This window comes from Kocuria carniphila (genome assembly GCF_004136555.1).
Lineage (GTDB): Bacteria > Actinomycetota > Actinomycetes > Actinomycetales > Micrococcaceae > Kocuria > Kocuria carniphila.
The window spans coordinates 11,811-29,295 of record NZ_NOIT01000017.1 but is presented as its reverse complement, the minus strand read 5'-3'; the positions used below and the strand labels follow the sequence as shown (position 1 = coordinate 29,295).

Below are 17,485 nucleotides of genomic sequence, written 5' to 3'. Positions count from 1 at the left end.
AATGACTAAAAATAGCTAAGGTCGGCAGAATGTCAGTTCGTCGATGGCAATGAACTGCCAACCTTCACGAACTGGGGAAGCAGCTGGGGCCGAATACGTAAAAGTCAATGATGAGAACGGGGAAGGCGCTCTCGTGGTCATGATATTTCTGAAAATCTTTTCATCGTTGTAAGTGACAGTGCGGGAGAAGGTCTGCCCCGCAGCACCACTTGTCCGGCTGGCATGAGTCAGGTCCTCGCCCATGACCCATGGCTGGTCAATAGTAACCGTGTCGGTATAGCGCAGAGTACTGTTCGAATTATTACTTCTTGTGATATCGAATATTTCAAGACTTGCCGAACTGACCGGCTCCGAAAAATTAAACGTCACCGTAGTGGTCGTCCTGTAGCCAATATTAAGTACCAACCCGGGATCCGTGCGACTCAGACCTCTAATGGGATAAGGAGATGTAGCAGGATAACCATTCTGTTCACCTTGGTAACCAATCCTTCCGTTGAATTCGGAACTATATTTCCCAGAAGATGACTCATTTGTCCGTGGGTTCACCGCCCCCGCAGTGCCCCCCATATTCAAAGTCATGGTCACCCGGATGGGAGGCTGGCTGCAGCCGGGCGTCACGGGCGTACCGGTCAAGACAACGCCACTCGCCAGTTTTCCCTGGTCGGCGGACGTGAACTCAGCCGTGTAGCAAAGCCCCTGGCATGCAGGAGACACCGCGTAAGCCGGCGCGGATGCCGCAGCGGCAATCACCGGGACACTCCACGCAGCGCCCTTGGCCACGGTGCGGCGGGACAACCCGCGTTCTTGACGTTCAACGTTCTCAGTTGTCGTGAAAATCTCTCCCCGGGGAACATGGGCAGCCGTGTGAGCGTCTGATGAGCAGGACGCTGGAGGAACACACGCGGACAGAAGTCCACTGCCACGAGAAACGCGAAACTCCCCAATGCTGTTCGCGCTGATCAAAGAATAAGTAACACCGGGCTCTCAACGCAACAACACGCATGCCGTTCAGGACCGGCCAGAACGTTTATCGCCCCACGCTTTTTCGGCCCCGCTGATCAGCAGCACTCCACAGCACATCCACACGGCAGCGGCGGGCCCCAGCGGCGCGGCAAAAACACCGGCGAGTAGCGGGAGCACCACCTGTCCGAGACGATTGCCCGTGAGTCGAACAGCTAAGGCGGAACCGCGCCAGTTGGAAGGCACGGACGTGGTGATCATGGTCATCGTCAGCGGTTGGCCCAAACCCAGCAAGAACCCTCCGACGGCCAGCAATGCGGCCGCTATCCAGAAATGCTGAATGAATAGCGGCGGAATAATCAGAGTAATTCCCGCCCCGAATAAACACGTCAACAAGAGCGAACGCCGGGAAAATCGCATGGACAACCACGGAAGAAGTATTCGGGACGCAATAGATGCCAGTCCCCTGACACCCAGCAGCAAACCGACCACGGCGGGTGCAACGCCTGCTTCTTCGCCGATGACCGGGAGAAACGCGGTGAGAATGTCCAACATGGCCAGCAGGGACAGCGCCGCCAACATGTGCGACGCCACGCGGGGAACCTTGAGCACACCGACTACCGTGGGCTTTTCCGCTGAAACCTGGCTGACTTGGCCGGTGCGAGGTTGGCCGGGGCGCGACGTCGTCGACCGCGGTGCTTTGAAACGGAAAATCAACAACGGAACGGCGAAGAGAGAAAGCGCGGTGCCGATCCACATCGCTTGATTGACGTCAGCTAATCGCTCGGCGGATTCGACCCCGGTGCTCTGGCCCACTAGCCAACCGCCCAACGCGGGCCCAATCATTTGCCCGGCGGAAAAGGCTGCGGTGAACCACCCGAACCCCTTATCCAGGTCCCGATCCGCGGCATAGCGGGCGATAGCGGCCTGTCCCCCAATCGTGAAACACAGATGCCCCATACCCAGCACCACACTGGCCGCAACAATGGCCCACACCGTGGGAGACGCCGCCAAGAGCGAGCCGCCCGCAACCAGCAGCCCCACCCCGGCAAGGGTCAGGAGTTTCAACTGCGGGGCACGATCCGAGTACCGGCCGAGCCACACAGCGGTAAAAAGTGGAACGAGAGCATAGGCGGCGGTGGTTAAACCAATGGTTACGGAATCCGCCTGCAGTGCGAGCAGCTTGTAGGAGGTGACCGGGCGCAGCAGGTTGACGGTGGACTGCGTGAGCACCGCGCACGCGACCAGGAGCCAGAGCCACGCGCTGGACCTGGCCCCGCTGGGCGAATCAGCCACTAATACCCACCTTATTTCCTGTACCCACTTCTGTGGACCTTATACGCCCGTATTCTTACCGTGGCAATATGTTTCTGATCAGTATTCCTTGTCAGTGCATTAGTCACCTTACTGATCTGCCACCAACATCCCTACAATCGCTAACTTTGGTTTTCCGATCCGCATAATCCTCGTGGTTTCATGGAAGGACCGCGTGGATGGGAAGCAGTGTGGGGAACCTGCTGCCATCGCGGTCATTCTAGACAGGGGTGGAAACGATGGCCGAGCCGGGGACGAGGCGGGAACACGGTGCTCACCGAGCCGACCCAAAGGGTCTGCGAGGAAAGCCCCTGCTGTGGGCACTCTTGGCCGGTTTAGTGGTCTTGGTACTGACATCTATTGGGTTCCTGTTGCCATGGGGCGGCCAGGATGAGACGCGGGGCGATCGCGGGGATGCCGCCACCGTTTCTGAACAAGAACTCCGCAACTCCCCGGTGGTCGTGGGGCCCACCGAGACCCAGGCCGCCAATTGGACCGAGGTTCTGGCGGATCCGGCCGTGGAACTGGGCCGTTCCCGTGATGACGAGGGCACCAAGGCATTGATCGCCCGCGCACTCCACGAGGCGCAGGAAGACCCCCAGGTCGAAGAAGAGCTGGATCAGACCTTCAAACTCCGTGCGCTCAATGAAGGCGACATCACCCCGGTCGTGGACGCACCCCAGCGCATAGACAACTCGGAGAAGCAGGCGGCAGAGCCGTCCGAATCAGCCACCCCTGAGGTAGAACCTCCGCCGGCAGCAGCTGCGGGGGCGGCACCCGGTGGCCCGGCCCCCACCCACACCGTGGTGACACGCGCTGAATGGGGGGAGTGGGAGTCCGCGCACCCCGATACGCAGCTGGTGGCCAGCACGCCGGGCGGTAAAGACGATTCCGAATTCTCCGCCGTGGATGACACCACCCTGCAACGATCTCTGGATCAGTGGGCCCAGTTGGCCAAGCCCTTCCACTCTCTGGTGGCGATCGACGTATCCGGATCAATGGGCTATCAAGCGCTGCCGAACGGTGCCACCCGCATGAATCTGACGGCCGGTGCCGCAGTGGCCGCCGTCGAGATGTTCCCCGACCATGACGCTCTGGGATTGTGGGTATTCTCCCGCCACCTGGACGGTGCCAAGGATTACCTGGAAATTGCACCTGTTGAAGAGCTCGGTGCAGAAGACAATGGTGTGACCCATCGTGAGGCCCTGCTCGCCAACCAGTCGGCCCTGCAGTACATGCAGGGTAGTTACACGGGTCTTTACGACACCACGCTGGCCGCCTTCCGGCAGGCCCTGGAAGACGACGCTCCCGACTCGCTCAAGACCGTGATCGTCCTGACCGATGGTGAAGACATTGACGAGGGCTCCATCGGCCTGGAAAACCTCCTGAAGGCACTCGAGGAGGAGCAGGATCCGGAGAACCCGGTGCGCATCATTACCGTGGGGATATCCTCGGATGCCAATGAGGACGTCCTGAAGCAGATTTCCGAGGCCACCGGGGGCTCCGCACACATCGCCGAGCGGCCCGAAGACATCCAGGACGTGTTCATCGAGGCGCTCACCGGCATCTGATAGGCACTCCCGGTTCGATCCCGACGCCGCTCGGGCGGCTATTTGCCCAACAGCGGGAACCGCGCGACCTCATGATGCAGTGCTCCGCCGCCCCGGCCTTCGCCAAGCACGGACGCCATCAATCGAATCTCGCTCACGGGCCATTCGGGGCCCTTGTACACGGACAGCGCGTGCACCACGTGCGGCAGCTCGGGTGCGGAACGCGCGATGGTTCGCGAGCGGCGTCGTTGTTCACGGGCCTTGCGGGAGCGCTCCGCGCGGGACATGCGCGCGACCGTGAGGTGGGCCCGCTGTCGGGCACGCTCGTCCGGATCGAGCGAGCAGGCGTGCATGAGATCAACCAGGTTCTCGGACTGGCCACCGAGCCCCATCCACAGCGTGGTGCCGGAAAATGACCCCGCTCCGCGCAAGCACGTGGTGAACGGCGCAGTCTCGCGGGTCACGGTGCTCAGATGCTCCTCGAGGTCCGGCACCGCACCTTCCGGCTGGTCACCGTAGAAGCCGAGCGTGACATGCCATTGCTCGGGATCTCCCCAGCGCAGGGCCGTACCCGTGAGCTCGCGGACCTCACGCAATGCACTCACCAAGTGCTCGCGTGCGGCTCGCGTGGGATAAACAGCGGCGAACAGCCTCATGGACCCACCCTAAATGGTGGGCGGCGGCTACCGGGTGAGCTCGGCGAGAAGGTTGTCCACGCGAGCCGCAATGTCGTCGCGCACCAACCGCATCCGCTCCATGCCCTCGATGCCGCGTTCGGACGGCTCGTCCGTAAGCCACGTTTCAATGGCCCCGGCCATGCCTTCCACCGGCTCGACCTGGGCTTCCCCGCCCACGAGCACCACGCGATCGACGCGTCGCAACAGGTCCGGATCGATGGCCTTGGGGATCCCGGCGGACATGTCCGCACCCACCTCGGCCACAGCCTCGGCTGATTGCGCATTGATTGCGCTGCCGGGTTTGGTTCCGGCCGAATAGACGTCGACGGCGCCGCGGACCTTCAGCTCCATCAGCGCGGCAGCCATCTGAGACTTTCCGCCATTCTTGACGCACACGAACAAGACGGACGGTTTGTGATCGGCCATGGGGTCTCCTGAATCGATATCTTGAAGTGTCAGCGAGTGGGAACGGTGCGGTCGCCGGGGAACAGCTTGCGGCCGGCCCAGAGTGAAACGTAGACCAGTGCCACGAGAACGGGCACCTCGATGAGCGGACCCACCACGCCTGCGAGCGCTTGGCCCGAGGTCACCCCGAACGTGCCGATGGCCACCGCAATGGCGAGTTCAAAGTTGTTGCCCGCGGCAGTGAACGCCACGGTGGTGGACTTGGAATAGTTCAGGCCCATGCCGCGCGAGGCCAGCAGGCCGATCCCGAACATCACAAAGAAGTAGACCAACAGCGGCAGCGCGATCCGAGCGACGTCCCACGGGTTGGACGTGATGGCATCGCCCTGGAGCGCGAACAGCAGAACAATGGTGAACAGCAGGCCGTAGAGAGCGAACGGGCCGATCTTGGGCAGGAATGTGTTTTCGTACCAGTCACGGCCTTTGGCGCGTTCGCCCAAGGTGCGCGTGAGGAATCCGGCCAGCAGCGGGATGCCCAGGAACACCAGGACGGACAGCACAATGGCGCCGATGCTGAACTCGGCACTCGTGGTGGGCAGACCCAGCCAGGACGGCAAGAGCTGCAGGTAGAACCAGCCCAGCAGGCCGAACGCGATCACCTGGAACACCGAGTTGATGGCCACCAGAACCGCCGCGGCCTCACGATCACCGCAGGCCAGGTCGTTCCAGATCAGTACCATGGCGATGCAACGGGCCAGGCCCACGATGATCAACCCAGTGCGGTATTCGGGTAGATCCGGTAGGAAGATCCAGGCCAGCGCGAACATCAACGCGGGGCCCACGAGCCAGTTGAGCACCAGCGAGAGCCCCAGCAGCTTGCGGTCGCCGGTGACCCGGTGGGTCTCGTTGTAGCGGACCTTGGCCAGCACCGGGTACATCATGACCAGCAGCCCGATGGCGATGGGGAGCGAGACCTCGCCGATCTTCACCGCTTCCAGGGCGGTGTCCAGGCCGGGAACCAGCCGACCCAGCAGAAGGCCCAGCACCATGGCCGCGATGATCCACACGGGAAGCCAGCGGTCCAGGAAGGACATGTCCTTGACCACCCCGTGCTGTGTGGCGGGACGGTCCTTAACGGTGTCGGTCATGGGGCAACTAATCCTTCGGATTGATATTTGTCTATACGTGAGCGTAATGGTCGTATAGACAAACATCAATCCAGAAACGCGCGCCTTGAACAGGCTAGGTTCGCGGTGGCAACTTGATGAGCTCGACCGAGGCGAGCGCGCCGTCGTCGGCGGTGACCCGCATGTACGTGCAGTGCGGCTGGCGGCGCCGATCCGTGGGCGACCCCGGGTTGAGCAACCGCATGCCTGCGGGAGACACCGAATCCCACGGAATGTGGCTGTGCCCGAAGATCAGCACGTCAGTGTCCGGGAAGGCCTTGTCCATACGCTTCTCGCGTCCGGTGGCCGCACCGGATTCGTGCGTCATGGCGAACCGCAGACCCTCCATCTCCCAGTGGATGGTTTCGGGCATAAGCTCGCGCAGCTCGGGACCGTCGTTATTGCCCCACACGGCGATCAACCGCTTGGACCTGCTCTTGAGAGCTTCATAGGTGTCCAGATCCACCCAGTCCCCAGCGTGGATCACCACATCTGCGGAGTCGACCTGCTCCCACACCTGGTCAGGCAGGGCTTTTGCGCGCTTGGGAAGGTGCGTATCGGCAATGAGAAGAATGGATGTGCTCACGGTCCTATTGTCCCGGTCAGCACTCGATCACGTTGACCGCCAGGCCACCGCGGGATGTTTCCTTGTACTTGACCTTCATGTCCGCGCCGGTTTCGCGCATGGTCTTCACGACCTGATCGAACGAGACCTTGTGTTCGCCGTCGCCATGCATGCACAGTCGGGCCGAGTTAATGGCCTTGACGCTGGCAATCGCATTGCGCTCGATGCAGGGAATCTGAACGAGGCCACCCACGGGATCACACGTGAGACCCAGGTTGTGCTCGATCCCCAGTTCGGCGGCGTTCTCCACCTGACGGGGAGACCCGCCGATCACGGCGCACAATCCGGCCGCGGCCATCGCGCACGCCGATCCCACCTCACCCTGACAGCCGACCTCGGCGCCGGAGATGGACGCGTTCTCCTTGATGATGATGCCGATCGCGGCGGCGGTCATCAGGTAGTTGAGCACCTGGTCATCGTTGGCATCTTCCATGAAGCGCGTGTAGAAATGCAGCACCGCCGGGATGATGCCCGCTGCACCGTTGGTGGGTGCCGTGACGATACGGCCACCGGAGGCGTTCTCCTCATTGACCGCGAGCGCCCACAGGTTGACCCAGTCCATGCCTCGCATGGGGTCGTTGTCGGCTTCCTTGGCGCGTAGACGACGTCGCAGTTCCGGCGCCCGACGCCGCACTTTCAGTCCCCCGGGCAGCGTTTTCTCTTCGCGCGTGCACCCGTTCTCCACACACTCCTGCATCACGTCCCAGATATGCAGTAGTTGAGCCCGGGTGTCCTCGGCGGGCCGCCAGGACTCCTCGTTGGCGATCATGACCTCTGCAATGGACAGCCCCTCGGTCTCACACACGGCCAGCAACTCGTCGCCGGTGTTGAACGGGTACTTCACCGGGGTGGTGTCCGCGACGATCTTGTCCGAGCCGGAGGCCGACTCGTCCACCACGAAACCGCCGCCCACCGAATAGTAGATCCGTTCGCGCACCAGGTCGCCAGCGGCGTCGTAGGCTTCGAAGCTCATCCCGTTGGGGTGAGTGGGCAGAGACTTGCGACGGTGCATGATCACATCGTGAGAGCGGTCGAAGCCGATCCCCTGCCGACCGCCGAGCATCAGCTTCTGATCGTCGGTGGCCTGGCGTACTTGATCGTCTGCGGAGTCCGTATCCACGGTCTCGGGATCCTCGCCCATCAGGCCCAGGATCACTGCCTTGTCCGATCCGTGGCCCCAACCCGTGGCTCCCAGAGAACCGAACAGCTGAGAGTGCACGCGCGCCACGGATTCCAGCAAGCCGTCTTCCTCGAGCCCCTCGACGAACAACCGTGCAGCCCGCATGGGTCCCACGGTGTGCGATGAGGACGGGCCGATTCCGACCGAGAACAGATCCAATGCGCTCAGTGCCACGACACTTCCTCCAGATTCACGAATTTTCCCTGACCTGCTTCGATCCGCCGGGGTATGGCCAAAGCTACGCGTGTCTCACATAGTGAGCAAGACACCTGTCGTAGTCAGGGAGGCGCACGGCCTCACCCTTGCGCCTCCCGTAGCGCGTCCGCCGCTCGAATCAAGCCCAGGTGACTGAACGCCTGAGGGAAGTTGCCCGCCATCCTGTGCTGGGCGACGTCGTACTCTTCAGCCAGCAGGCCGAGGTCGGACGAGAAGCCCACGGTGGTGTCCATGAGTTCCCGTGCATCGTCCACGCGACCGGAGCGTGCGTACTGTTCGACCAGCCAGAACGTGCAGATCACGAACGGGTATTCGTGCCCTTCCAGGCCGTCCATGGACTCACCGGAATCGGAGGTACGGTAACGCCAAACCTGCCCGTAATCGCCCTGCAGGTCCTCTTCAATCCGCGCGACTGTGCGCAGCATGGCCGGGTGGTCCGGTTCGATGAACCCGGTGTGCGGTAACTGCAGGAGGGAGGCGTCCACCTCGGTGTTGTCGTAGGTCTGGGTGAAAATGCCGAGTTCCTCGTTGTAGCCCTTCTCCCAGATCTCGTCGTGCAGACGGTCTCGCTGGTGGCGCCACCGCTCCACGTCTCCCTGCAGCCCGAACTGCTCTGCGGCGCGGATTCCCTCGTTGAACGTGGCCCACATCATGACCCGACCGTGGGTGAAGAAGTGCTTGTCACCGCGCATTTCCCAGATCCCGTGATCCGGGTCCTCCATGTGAATCTCGCAGTACTTCATGAGGTTCATCTGCAAACCCCACGAGTAATCGTTTTCCTCGATCCCCGCGGCACGCAGCTCGGCAAGCGCCATCATCACCTCACCGGTGACATCCGCCTGGAATTGGCCCGCGGCCCCGTTGCCCACGCGCACCGGGGTGGAGTTCTCGTAGCCCGTCAGATGGTCCAGCTCGTATTCCATGAGATTACGGCGACCGTCAATGCCGTACATGATCTGCAGCTGCTCCGGGTCCCCGGCCACCGCGCGCAACAGCCAGTCACGCCACAACAATGCACCGTCCGTGTGCCCGTGTTGGACCAGCACTTCAATGGTCAGCGCGGCATCCCTCAGCCACGTGTACCGATAGTCCCAGTTGCGTTCCCCACCGAAGTCCTCCGGCAGGCCCGCGGTGGGGGCCGCCACGATTCCCCCGGTGTTGGAGTGGGTGAGCGCACGCAGCACCAGTAAGGACCGGCCCACGGCGTATTCGTAGTCCCTACCCCCGTCCCAGGAAACATCCGAGGCCCATTCGCGCCAGAACTTCTCCGTGGCCTGCTGGGCAGACTGCGGGTCCGCGGGGGCCGGGAGGTTTTCATAGGCGTGGCACCAGGTGAGGACCCAGGCGAGCTCTTCGCCCTCGCGAACAGTGAATTGTCCACCGTGGCCACGTTGCACCTCCTCCGGTGCGCACATGTCCGCGTCGGATCCGTGCGTGTCCCCGTCGGTGAGCTCCTTGGTCGTACCATCCACGCTGGTCTCGTACGGCTCCAAGGAAGGGCCCGTCAGCAGCAACGCGTCCGGACCGGCCACCGCCAGCAACCCCCGGTCCACGGTGACCTGTGAACTGCACTGCGACGCCGCCTCGCGCACTCTCTGTCGGAACTTCTTGTAGGAGCCGGCATGGCTGCGTGCTCCGTGATCCTCACCCGAGTCTTCGGACCGGCGACCCACATCCTCGGAGGTACCCACCGGATGCGGATCCGAAGGGTCGTCACCCAAGTCCGCAGTGGGGCCGTCTTGCGCGCCGTCGTCCTCCGGGCCCAGGTCCACACGACGCACCCACGGCGTAACGCTGCCGTAATCGAATCGCATGCGCAGGTCGTGCTCGACCTCCACGGTGCCCTCCACGCACTTCACGCGACGGATCAGGTTGGCGGTGTCATCGCTGGGCGGGAGGAAGTCCGTGACCACGGCTCTGCCCGTGGGCGTGCGCCACTCCGTCTCCACGATGAATGTTTGGGGGACGTAACGCCGTGAGACCACTTCCCCGTCCACGGCACTGAGCTTCCACCGCCCGTTGTCCTCGTCGCCCAGGATTGCGCAAAACACCGCGGGGGAATCGAAGCGCGGGAAACACAACCAGTCCACGCTGCCGTCTCGGGACACCAGCGGTCCGGTGTGGAGATCGGCCAGTAGCGCGTATTCCTCGAGAGGGGTGCTCATGACTGAATTCAATCATCAGCACCCTGCAGACACCTGAACAAGCGGTGCGGAACGGTTCACCCGCGTGCCATAACGTTGGGGCATGGACAACATCAGGACACTGGTCATCCTGGGTGCCTCCGGGGACCTGACCGCTCGTCTTCTCCTTCCCGGACTGGGCACGCTGCTCAACGAACAGCCGGACCGGGAGATCACGGTGATTGGTTCCGCGCGCGACGACTTCCCAGGCCCCTTGGGACCCGACGACGACGTTCGGGGCGCCGATTGGCCCCAAACGGTTGCCAAAGCTTTCGATTCCGTGGGTGCGACCGGACCTTCGGTCGAGCGGGTCAAGGACTCTACCCGCTGGATCGAGTGCGACGTGGCCGAGGCAGATCAGCTGGCTGCACTGCTCGACGACGTGGAGGGGCCCGTCTGCCTATACTTCGCGTTGGCACCGGCCGTCACGCGCAAGGCCTGCGAGGCCTTGAAGAGCCTCGACTCTTTGCCCGACGACCTCTGCCTCGCACTCGAAAAGCCCGTGGGCACGGACCTCGACTCGGCGCGTGAGCTCAACGCACTGGTGGGTGAGCTGGTCGACGAGGATCACACCTTCCGCGTGGACCACTTCCTGGGCATGCCCGGCGTGCTGGACGTGAGCGGTCTGCGTTTCGGCAACCGCATGTTCGAGCCGGTGTGGAGCCGCGAACACGTGGAGTCCATCGAAATTGTCTTCGACGAATCCCTCGCATTGGAAGGCCGCGCCGGTTTCTACGACTCCACCGGTGCCGCCGAAGACATGATCCAATCCCACCTGCTGCAGGTCATGGCGCTGATCATGATGGAACCGCCCTCCCGCTTCGACGCCGTGGAGGTCCCGGCCAACACCGCGCACATTCTCCGCGCGACGCGCCTGTGGAGTGAGGATTCCTCCGCCCGTTCTCCGCAGTACCGCAAGATCACCCCCGTGGTCCGCGGCCGGTACACCGCCGGCACGGTGAACGATCATGAGCTCCCCGATTACACCTCCGAAGAGGGCGTGGATCCGTCGCGCGAAACGGAAACCTTCGCGCAGGTCACCCTGGAGGTGGACACCTGGCGCTGGAACGGCGTGCCCGTCACACTGCGCTCGGGCAAGGCCATCGGCAATCCGGTCCAGCACATCCGCGTGACCTTCCGGCAGCCGCCCCACGGGTACGAGGGCTGGCCGCACCCGCTGGCGCCCAATGCGCTGAACGTGGGATTCGAGGACGAACACGTACAGATGGAACTCAACGTGGGCAGCCCATATGACTCACGAGGCATGAATCGTTTGACGCTATCCAGTGGTACGCCCACCCCCGGACTCACGGCCTACGGCTCCGTGATGCGGTGGATCCTGGACGGGGACCCCACCTTCACCGTGCGCGCGGATGCCACCGAAGAGGGCTGGCGGATCATCGACCTCATCCAGCACGCTTACGCGACGGACGCGCCCCTGCTCGAGTACGAGGCGGGTTCCGAGGGCCCGGTGCCGCTGCCCTAGCCCCGGCTTATCCGCCGACGACGCCGCACGAAACGTTCACGCGCGGCGTCGGTTGCTCGGCGGGATGTTGCATTGTGTTTCCGGCGATCTAGCCCATCAGTCGTGACGCTCGTGGCGGTCCACGAGGGGGATCCCCGCGGTCACCGGGTGGGAGCCGGCGGTCATTTCCGCGAGCGGTTGATCCACGATGGGGATTCCGGCGGTAACCGGTTCGCGCTCGGAATCGTGAGTTTCGGCAGGAGTGGTGACCGAGCGGCGTCGTCGAACGATGTCCATGATCGACTCGGCAACAAGCACACCCAAGGCCAGCCAGATCGGCAGGTAGGTGAAGATCTGCCCCGGGGCCAGGGTCTCGCCGATCGCGAGCGAGACGAATACGAGCAGCACCGGCTCCAGGTAACCCAGCAGGCCGAACACGTTGAACGGCAGGAGCTTGCTGGCCATCGTGTAAGCAACCAGCGCGCCCGCGCTGAGCACACCCAGGCCGAAAATGGCGGCAATCAGTAGGTTCTGGTCGTCGATGGCGGCCAGCCCGTCCTCCGCGCCCAAGAGGAACGCGGCGATGGGCAGCATGAGCGCCATCTCAGCCCACAGACCACCGGAAAACGACGTGCCCGCCTGGTGGCGCACCACGAAATACACCGCGTAGCCGCCGGCCACCGCCACGGTGGGCCAGGACAGGCCGCCCGCGCGCCAGACCTCATGGATTACACCGATCGTGGCCAGCGCGGCACCCGCGATCTTCCACCGCGACATCGGCTCCTTGTAGAGCACCCGGCCGATCACGACCATGACCAGCGGCAACAGGAAGTATCCGAGGGAGGTATCCAGGGCATAGCCGTTCAAGGGGGCCCATGCGAACAGCCACATCTGCATGGCCAGAATCCCGGCGGTGACCAGCAAGGACAGACCCACCAGGGGCTTTTCCCCGGCCAGCACCAGGACCCGTTGGATGGCCCAGCGCCTGCCGGTCATCAACAAGATCAGCGTGACCGCCGGGAAGGTGAGGAGCATGCGGAACGCCAGGATCTGATTGGCGTTCATCGGTTGCAACAGCACCGGATAGAGATACAGAACCCCGAAGAACACGGAGGCCAATACGGAGGCCAGGACACCTCTCAACATGAGAATGCTCCTTCCGGTCAGTGCAGCGGTATATCGCCCCTTGAGTGTGTGGATTGAGTGGTTGAAGAACCTCTTCTCAAGGTAGGGGGTGGGAGCGGGGAAGGCCACCTGTGACCGGGGCGCTACCCTGTTGGGGGTTGCCCGGCTCAGGTTCTGCCTCGATCGGTCCCGGGCGATCTCCGTTTTCGCACTTGATCTCACCCGGGAGTTCCGTGTCCACCTCTGTGCACACCCACCACGTCACCCCGCTGCAACGCCAGTCCGTAGCACGCACTCTGCGCACCCCTTCGTGGCTCAAGGCCGAGGTATTGGGTGCCCTGGTGGTGGGTCTCGCGTTGATCCCGGAGGCCATCGCGTTCTCCGTGATCGCCGGTGTGGATCCGCAGGTGGGACTGTTCGCCGCGGCACTCATGGCCATGACCCTGGCACTCGTGGGTGGTCGTCCGGCCATGATCTCCGCAGCCACGGGCGCGACGGCATTGGTCATGGCGCCGTTGGTTGCCTCACACGGCGTGAACTACCTGATTGCCGCGGTGATTCTGGCCGGTGTCTTCCAGATCCTGCTGGGTGCGGTGGGCTTCGCACGGATCATGCAGTTCGTGCCCCGTTCCGTGATGGTGGGTTTCGTGAACGCGCTGGGCATTCTGCTGTTCATCCCGCAGCTCGAGGAACTCATTGACGTGCCGTGGGCGGTGTATCCGGTCGCCGCGGTCGCGTTGTTGATCGTGTTCGGTCTGCCCCGTCTGACTACGGCGATACCGGCGCCCCTCGTGGCGATTCTGGTGCTCACCCCGGTAGTGGTTCTCCTCGGATTGAACGTTCCCACCGTGAGTGACAAGGGCAAACTTCCCGATTCCTGGCCCCAGCTGATCGTCCCGGACGTTCCCTACACGCTGGAGACCCTGCAGATCATTGCGCCGTTCGCCCTGACGATGGCGGTGGTGGGCATCATGGAATCGCTCATGACCGCCAAGCTCGTGGACGACATCACGGACATCCCCTCCAACAAGACCCGCGAAACCTGGGGCCAGGGCGTGGGCAACGTGGTCAGCGGCATGTTCGGCACCATGGGCGGCTGCGGCATGATCGGTCAGACGATGATCAACGTGAAGGCCTCCGGTGCGCGCACCCGGATCTCCACGTTCCTGTCCGGGGTCTTTCTCTTGCTCCTGGTGGTGCTGCTGGGCGAGATCGTGGGCACCATTCCCATGGCCGCGCTAGCCGCCATCATGATCTTCGTGGCCTGGGCAACCTTCGACTGGCACTCCATCCGCCCGTCCACGCTGCGCCGTATGCCGCTGTCCGAAACCGTGGTCATGCTCGTGACCGTTGCTGTCACGGTGGCCACCCATAACCTGGCGCTCGGCGTGGGCGCGGGTGTCCTGGCGGCGATGATCGGCTTCGCCCGACGCGTGGCACACGTAGTCACTGTGGAACGCACCGTGAAGTCCCCGGCGGGTTCGCGCGGAGGCAGTGCTGTAGCGGCTGGCCCGTCCGACCCGGTCGGTTCCGATATCCCGGCTTCCGGTCACTCTGCCGACGACGCCGTGGCCACCTACCGCGTGCGCGGCGAATTGTTCTTCGCCTCCTCCAACGACCTGTACACCCAATTTCGCTACGCCGAGGATCCGGCCACCGTGGTCATCGACTTCAGCGAGTCGCACATCTGGGATGCCTCCACCGTGGCGGCCGTGGACGCAGTCACGGACAAATACCGTGCCCACGGCACCACGGTGAAGATCCGCGGACTCAATTTGCCGTCCCGGCGCATGCGAGCGCGATTGTCCGGCACGCTGCAGTAAGCTTCCGTTCCCGCCTTGATTCGCCCCCTCGCTAGACTGCCCGCGATGACGGGGGGACGGCCCCGAGCGATTCCCCGGTCAACGGTCTCCGTTCCTCATCACCAGTCGGTGAAGTTCACCTCCACCTTGTCCCCGGTCACGACCAGGTCGCCTGAACCGTAGAGGCTGGTCTCCGTGTCCTGGTCCTCCCAGTCCGCGGGCTCATCGTCATCCCACTCGGAGTTGTACTGGTACTCCAATGTGGCTTCCCCGGACTTGGACGTGCTCAGGGTCAACGAGTCCCCCGCCCCGTACACCTCGTACTCGGGGTACTCCGTGATGGTCCACGTGGGGTTCCGGTAATCCTCGTTGTCGTCGTAGGAATTGAACCCGAACGAGCAGCCTTCCGGATCGAAGGAGCCAGACGCCGCGCATTCATCCAGCTTGGCGTTGGCCACTCGGGTGGCTTCCTCGACGAGCTCGGGGGTGTGCTCGGTGGAGAACTGCACGGTGTCACTCATGAACCGGTCGTCGGCGCGCACCTCCGCCGTTTGCGCTTCGCCGTAGGTCACGTACTTGCTGGGTGCGTCCACGGACATGTCGTAGTCACCGGGCAGAACGGAGAGTGAGACCGAGTGTGGCTCGGATTCGTTCGGAAGGGTCACGGGGTTCCCGTTGACGTTCATCTTCTCCACGCCCGCAGGAACCTGAACCGTGACTTGCTGGAAGAGCAGCGAATCCGGGTTTTCGATGCGCCAGGACTTGAACAGGCCTTCGCGACCGTCGGACACCAGGTTGACGCTGACGTCGCTGGTCACGTTGTCCTGGATGACCCGGGCGTCCACCGTGGCGCGGTCACCGTTGACCGTGGTGTCGGTGATCTCGTAGGAGGAGATCCGGTTCTCCGCGGCGCCGTAGATGTCGTTGGTGAGCAGTCCACGCTGCTGCGTGGTCACGTTCGGATCGGCCAGTTCGGTGGCACGCTGGGCATCCCCGCTGACCACCGCCTCCATGAGTTCTTCGGCCTTCTTATCTGGACCGAACGCCGTACGGCTGACCACGGAGAACACAATGGCAGCGATGACTGCCAACAGGATGAGTGACCCGACGATGATGGCCACCAGGCGGATCTTCTTTTTCTTGGCCGGGTCCATCGGCTCCCGTGGCTCCTGAGCAGCGGGAGCGACGCCCGCACCGTACGTGGGACCGACATCGGGCTCGGAAGCTGGCCGAGCGACGTCGTCGTGCGGGGTGCGACCCGCGGCCGCCGCTCCACCCGCGAGCACCGCGGCCGAGGCGACCACCGCTGCGCGACCTCGGGCTCGGTCCGAACCGCGCAGCGCACGGTTCACACCGCCGGGAAGAACCCCGATGAATGCAGGGGCCACGAAGCGCGCGAGGGCTTCTATGGCGACACCCCAGAGGAGAAAGACCAAGCACGTCCACGCCACGGGACGCACGACCAGAACGCCGTCCAGACCGAAAAATCCGCCCAGCTGACCCGAGACGCGCAGCAACCACATGAGCAGTAGGCCGAGCACCAGGTAGGCCCCGGGGAGCACGGCCCAGGACTGAACCGTGCGGGCGACCCGCTGGTCCACCGGGCGCACGTGTGCCCAGCTCAGTGCGGCACACACCGCCGAAATCACGGCCAGCAGAACCAGGAGGACGATGGCCCACACGGGTTGGTCGCCGTCCGTCCACAAGTAGGCGACGTTCGAGGATCCAGATGCCTCCGCGAGCCAGCCGCCAGCGCCCGTCACGGTGACGGCGGACAGGTGCGAGAGCACAAAGAGCACTCCTGCGGCCATGGGCACCCACAACACCGCCGAGAATCCCGCGGCGGCACCGCCTTCGATGAACGCGTAGATCACCACACCGAGGCCGGCCAGAACGCAGAACACCAGCAGGTGAATGGCAATGGGTCGCAGCACCTGGAGCAGCCCCGGAGCATGCCGCTCCGTGGTGGTCACCACGCGACCGGGCGCGGGTTGAGCGACTCGAACGTTCAGAGCCGAGGCCGTGGCCAGCAGCCCCACCAGAAAGGCCACCGCGACCAAGGCAAAGCTGACGCCGGTCAACCGCATCTCAAGGGTGGAGAGGAACAGCGGGACTTCCGTCCGCACCGCGGTAATGGCCGTGAAGATGAGCGCCGTGGCTGCCCACCCCAAGCCGGCCACAGCGGCCATGAGCCACTGGACCACGCGGTTGTCGAGGCTGAGGCGACCACTGAGCTTCCGCGCCACCAACCACGACGTGACAACGCCGCACAGCAACGGGAGGTACAGCGGGAAGATCAGGCCCATGGAGACGCCTTCCGCACCTCCGCTCACGATCAGACGGAGCGGGGCCAAGAACGCGAGCGCGGCCATCTGGAAGGGGAGGCAGATGAGCGCCCAGACCTGGTTGACGTCCGTGTTGCTCTCAATCCCGGTGGTCACGTCCGAAGCGATGTCGTTGGACGACGAATCTCCGGACAGCGCGAATCCCAGCAACGTGATCAGAAGAGCGATCACCGTGGCCAGGACCGTGGCCAAGTAGCCGCTGATACCCGCGATCACCGGAACGAGCCAGTGCTTACCGGTCATCCCCCGCAGTGGAGCTGGCATCTGGGACTCGGCCTTCTCTGGACCCGCCCCGGGCCCATCATCTCCCGGGCCACCGACCGTGGGCATGGCCTTGGTCGTCTCCGAGTCCTGTGCCCGAGGCACCGGTTGAGTCTCGTCGCCCGGTCCGTACGCTGATGAGGGCATAGCCCCTCCCCTTGCTGGCTCTGTCACATTCGCTGAATGTTTCCTGAATACCAGACATTGCCAG

The 17,485-nt window shown here is 63.6% G+C and carries 13 protein-coding genes; 3 read left to right on the top strand and 10 right to left on the bottom strand.

The genetic code is table 11. The features are described 5' to 3' along the window. Positions 1 to 15 precede the first annotated feature (15 nt). Together EWV37_RS12630 and EWV37_RS12625 are read right to left on the bottom strand one after the other, a co-directional pair. The gene (locus tag EWV37_RS12630) at positions 16 to 750 is read right to left on the bottom strand and encodes a hypothetical protein (protein ID WP_129701983.1); all 735 of its coding nucleotides are present in this window, start codon (positions 748 to 750) and stop codon (positions 16 to 18) included. Between the two features lie 258 nt (positions 751 to 1,008). Beyond that, positions 1,009 to 2,256, bottom strand: coding sequence for an MFS transporter (locus tag EWV37_RS12625; protein WP_129701981.1), 1,248 nt, complete (start codon positions 2,254 to 2,256; stop codon positions 1,009 to 1,011). Positions 2,257 to 2,513: 257 nt separating this feature from the next. On the opposite strand from EWV37_RS12625, the gene EWV37_RS12620 reads away from it, so the two are divergent. Then, positions 2,514 to 3,845, top strand: coding sequence for a VWA domain-containing protein (locus tag EWV37_RS12620; RefSeq protein ID WP_129701978.1), 1,332 nt, complete (start codon positions 2,514 to 2,516; stop codon positions 3,843 to 3,845). Between the two features lie 38 nt (positions 3,846 to 3,883). On the opposite strand, the gene thpR is transcribed toward EWV37_RS12620, so the two are convergent. The 6 genes from thpR to EWV37_RS12590 all read right to left on the bottom strand — a co-directional run bounded on the left by thpR (position 3,884) and on the right by EWV37_RS12590 (position 10,258). Next, positions 3,884 to 4,480, bottom strand: a complete 597-nt coding sequence (gene thpR, locus EWV37_RS12615; protein ID WP_129701976.1) for an RNA 2',3'-cyclic phosphodiesterase — start codon at positions 4,478 to 4,480, stop codon at positions 3,884 to 3,886. A gap of 27 nt (positions 4,481 to 4,507) precedes the next feature. Further along, complete coding sequence (locus EWV37_RS12610) at positions 4,508 to 4,927, bottom strand: arsenate-mycothiol transferase ArsC (protein ID WP_129701974.1); 420 nt, start codon at positions 4,925 to 4,927, stop codon at positions 4,508 to 4,510. Positions 4,928 to 4,956: 29 nt separating this feature from the next. After that, positions 4,957 to 6,054, bottom strand: coding sequence for an ACR3 family arsenite efflux transporter (gene arsB / locus EWV37_RS12605; RefSeq protein WP_129701972.1), 1,098 nt, complete (start codon positions 6,052 to 6,054; stop codon positions 4,957 to 4,959). A 94-nt stretch (positions 6,055 to 6,148) separates the two neighbouring features. Further along, entirely contained in the window at positions 6,149 to 6,658 is a 510-nt protein-coding gene (locus EWV37_RS12600; protein WP_095798945.1) for a metallophosphoesterase family protein, read from the bottom strand. A gap of 16 nt (positions 6,659 to 6,674) precedes the next feature. Further along, entirely contained in the window at positions 6,675 to 8,051 is a 1,377-nt protein-coding gene (locus EWV37_RS12595; protein ID WP_129701970.1) for an L-serine ammonia-lyase, read from the bottom strand. Between the two features lie 122 nt (positions 8,052 to 8,173). After that, positions 8,174 to 10,258, bottom strand: a complete 2,085-nt coding sequence (locus tag EWV37_RS12590; protein WP_129701968.1) for a glycoside hydrolase family 15 protein — start codon at positions 10,256 to 10,258, stop codon at positions 8,174 to 8,176. An 82-nt stretch (positions 10,259 to 10,340) separates the two neighbouring features. Here EWV37_RS12590 and EWV37_RS12585 point away from each other — a divergent pair, with 82 nt between their 5' ends. Next, positions 10,341 to 11,762, top strand: coding sequence for a glucose-6-phosphate dehydrogenase (locus EWV37_RS12585; protein WP_129701966.1), 1,422 nt, complete (start codon positions 10,341 to 10,343; stop codon positions 11,760 to 11,762). A gap of 96 nt (positions 11,763 to 11,858) precedes the next feature. On the opposite strand, the gene rarD is transcribed toward EWV37_RS12585, so the two are convergent. Then, complete coding sequence (rarD, locus tag EWV37_RS12580; RefSeq protein WP_129701964.1) at positions 11,859 to 12,887, bottom strand: EamA family transporter RarD; 1,029 nt, start codon at positions 12,885 to 12,887, stop codon at positions 11,859 to 11,861. Between the two features lie 212 nt (positions 12,888 to 13,099). Between rarD and EWV37_RS12575 the strand changes: the two genes are divergently transcribed. Next, positions 13,100 to 14,689: a SulP family inorganic anion transporter gene (locus EWV37_RS12575; RefSeq protein ID WP_165189422.1), complete on the top strand. Its 1,590-nt coding sequence runs from the start codon at positions 13,100 to 13,102 to the stop codon at positions 14,687 to 14,689. A gap of 98 nt (positions 14,690 to 14,787) precedes the next feature. Here the strand turns inward: EWV37_RS12575 and EWV37_RS12570 are convergent, their stop codons facing one another. Further along, positions 14,788 to 17,421 carry a DUF2339 domain-containing protein gene (locus EWV37_RS12570; protein WP_129701962.1) on the bottom strand — a complete coding sequence of 878 codons (2,634 nt, stop codon included), beginning with the start codon at positions 17,419 to 17,421 and terminating at the stop codon, positions 14,788 to 14,790. Positions 17,422 to 17,485 lie beyond the last annotated feature (64 nt).

Coding starts and splice junctions, on each gene's coding strand:
- EWV37_RS12610 (WP_129701974.1), bottom strand. CDS start 4,927: ATGGCCGATCACAAACCGTCCGTCTTGTTCGTGTGCGTCAAGAATGGC.
- thpR (WP_129701976.1), bottom strand. CDS start 4,480: ATGAGGCTGTTCGCCGCTGTTTATCCCACGCGAGCCGCACGCGAGCAC.
- rarD (WP_129701964.1), bottom strand. CDS start 12,887: ATGTTGAGAGGTGTCCTGGCCTCCGTATTGGCCTCCGTGTTCTTCGGG.
- arsB (WP_129701972.1), bottom strand. CDS start 6,054: ATGACCGACACCGTTAAGGACCGTCCCGCCACACAGCACGGGGTGGTC.
- EWV37_RS12590 (WP_129701968.1), bottom strand. CDS start 10,258: ATGAGCACCCCTCTCGAGGAATACGCGCTACTGGCCGATCTCCACACC.
- EWV37_RS12570 (WP_129701962.1), bottom strand. CDS start 17,421: ATGCCCTCATCAGCGTACGGACCGGGCGACGAGACTCAACCGGTGCCT.
- EWV37_RS12620 (WP_129701978.1), top strand. CDS start 2,514: ATGGCCGAGCCGGGGACGAGGCGGGAACACGGTGCTCACCGAGCCGAC.
- EWV37_RS12585 (WP_129701966.1), top strand. CDS start 10,341: ATGGACAACATCAGGACACTGGTCATCCTGGGTGCCTCCGGGGACCTG.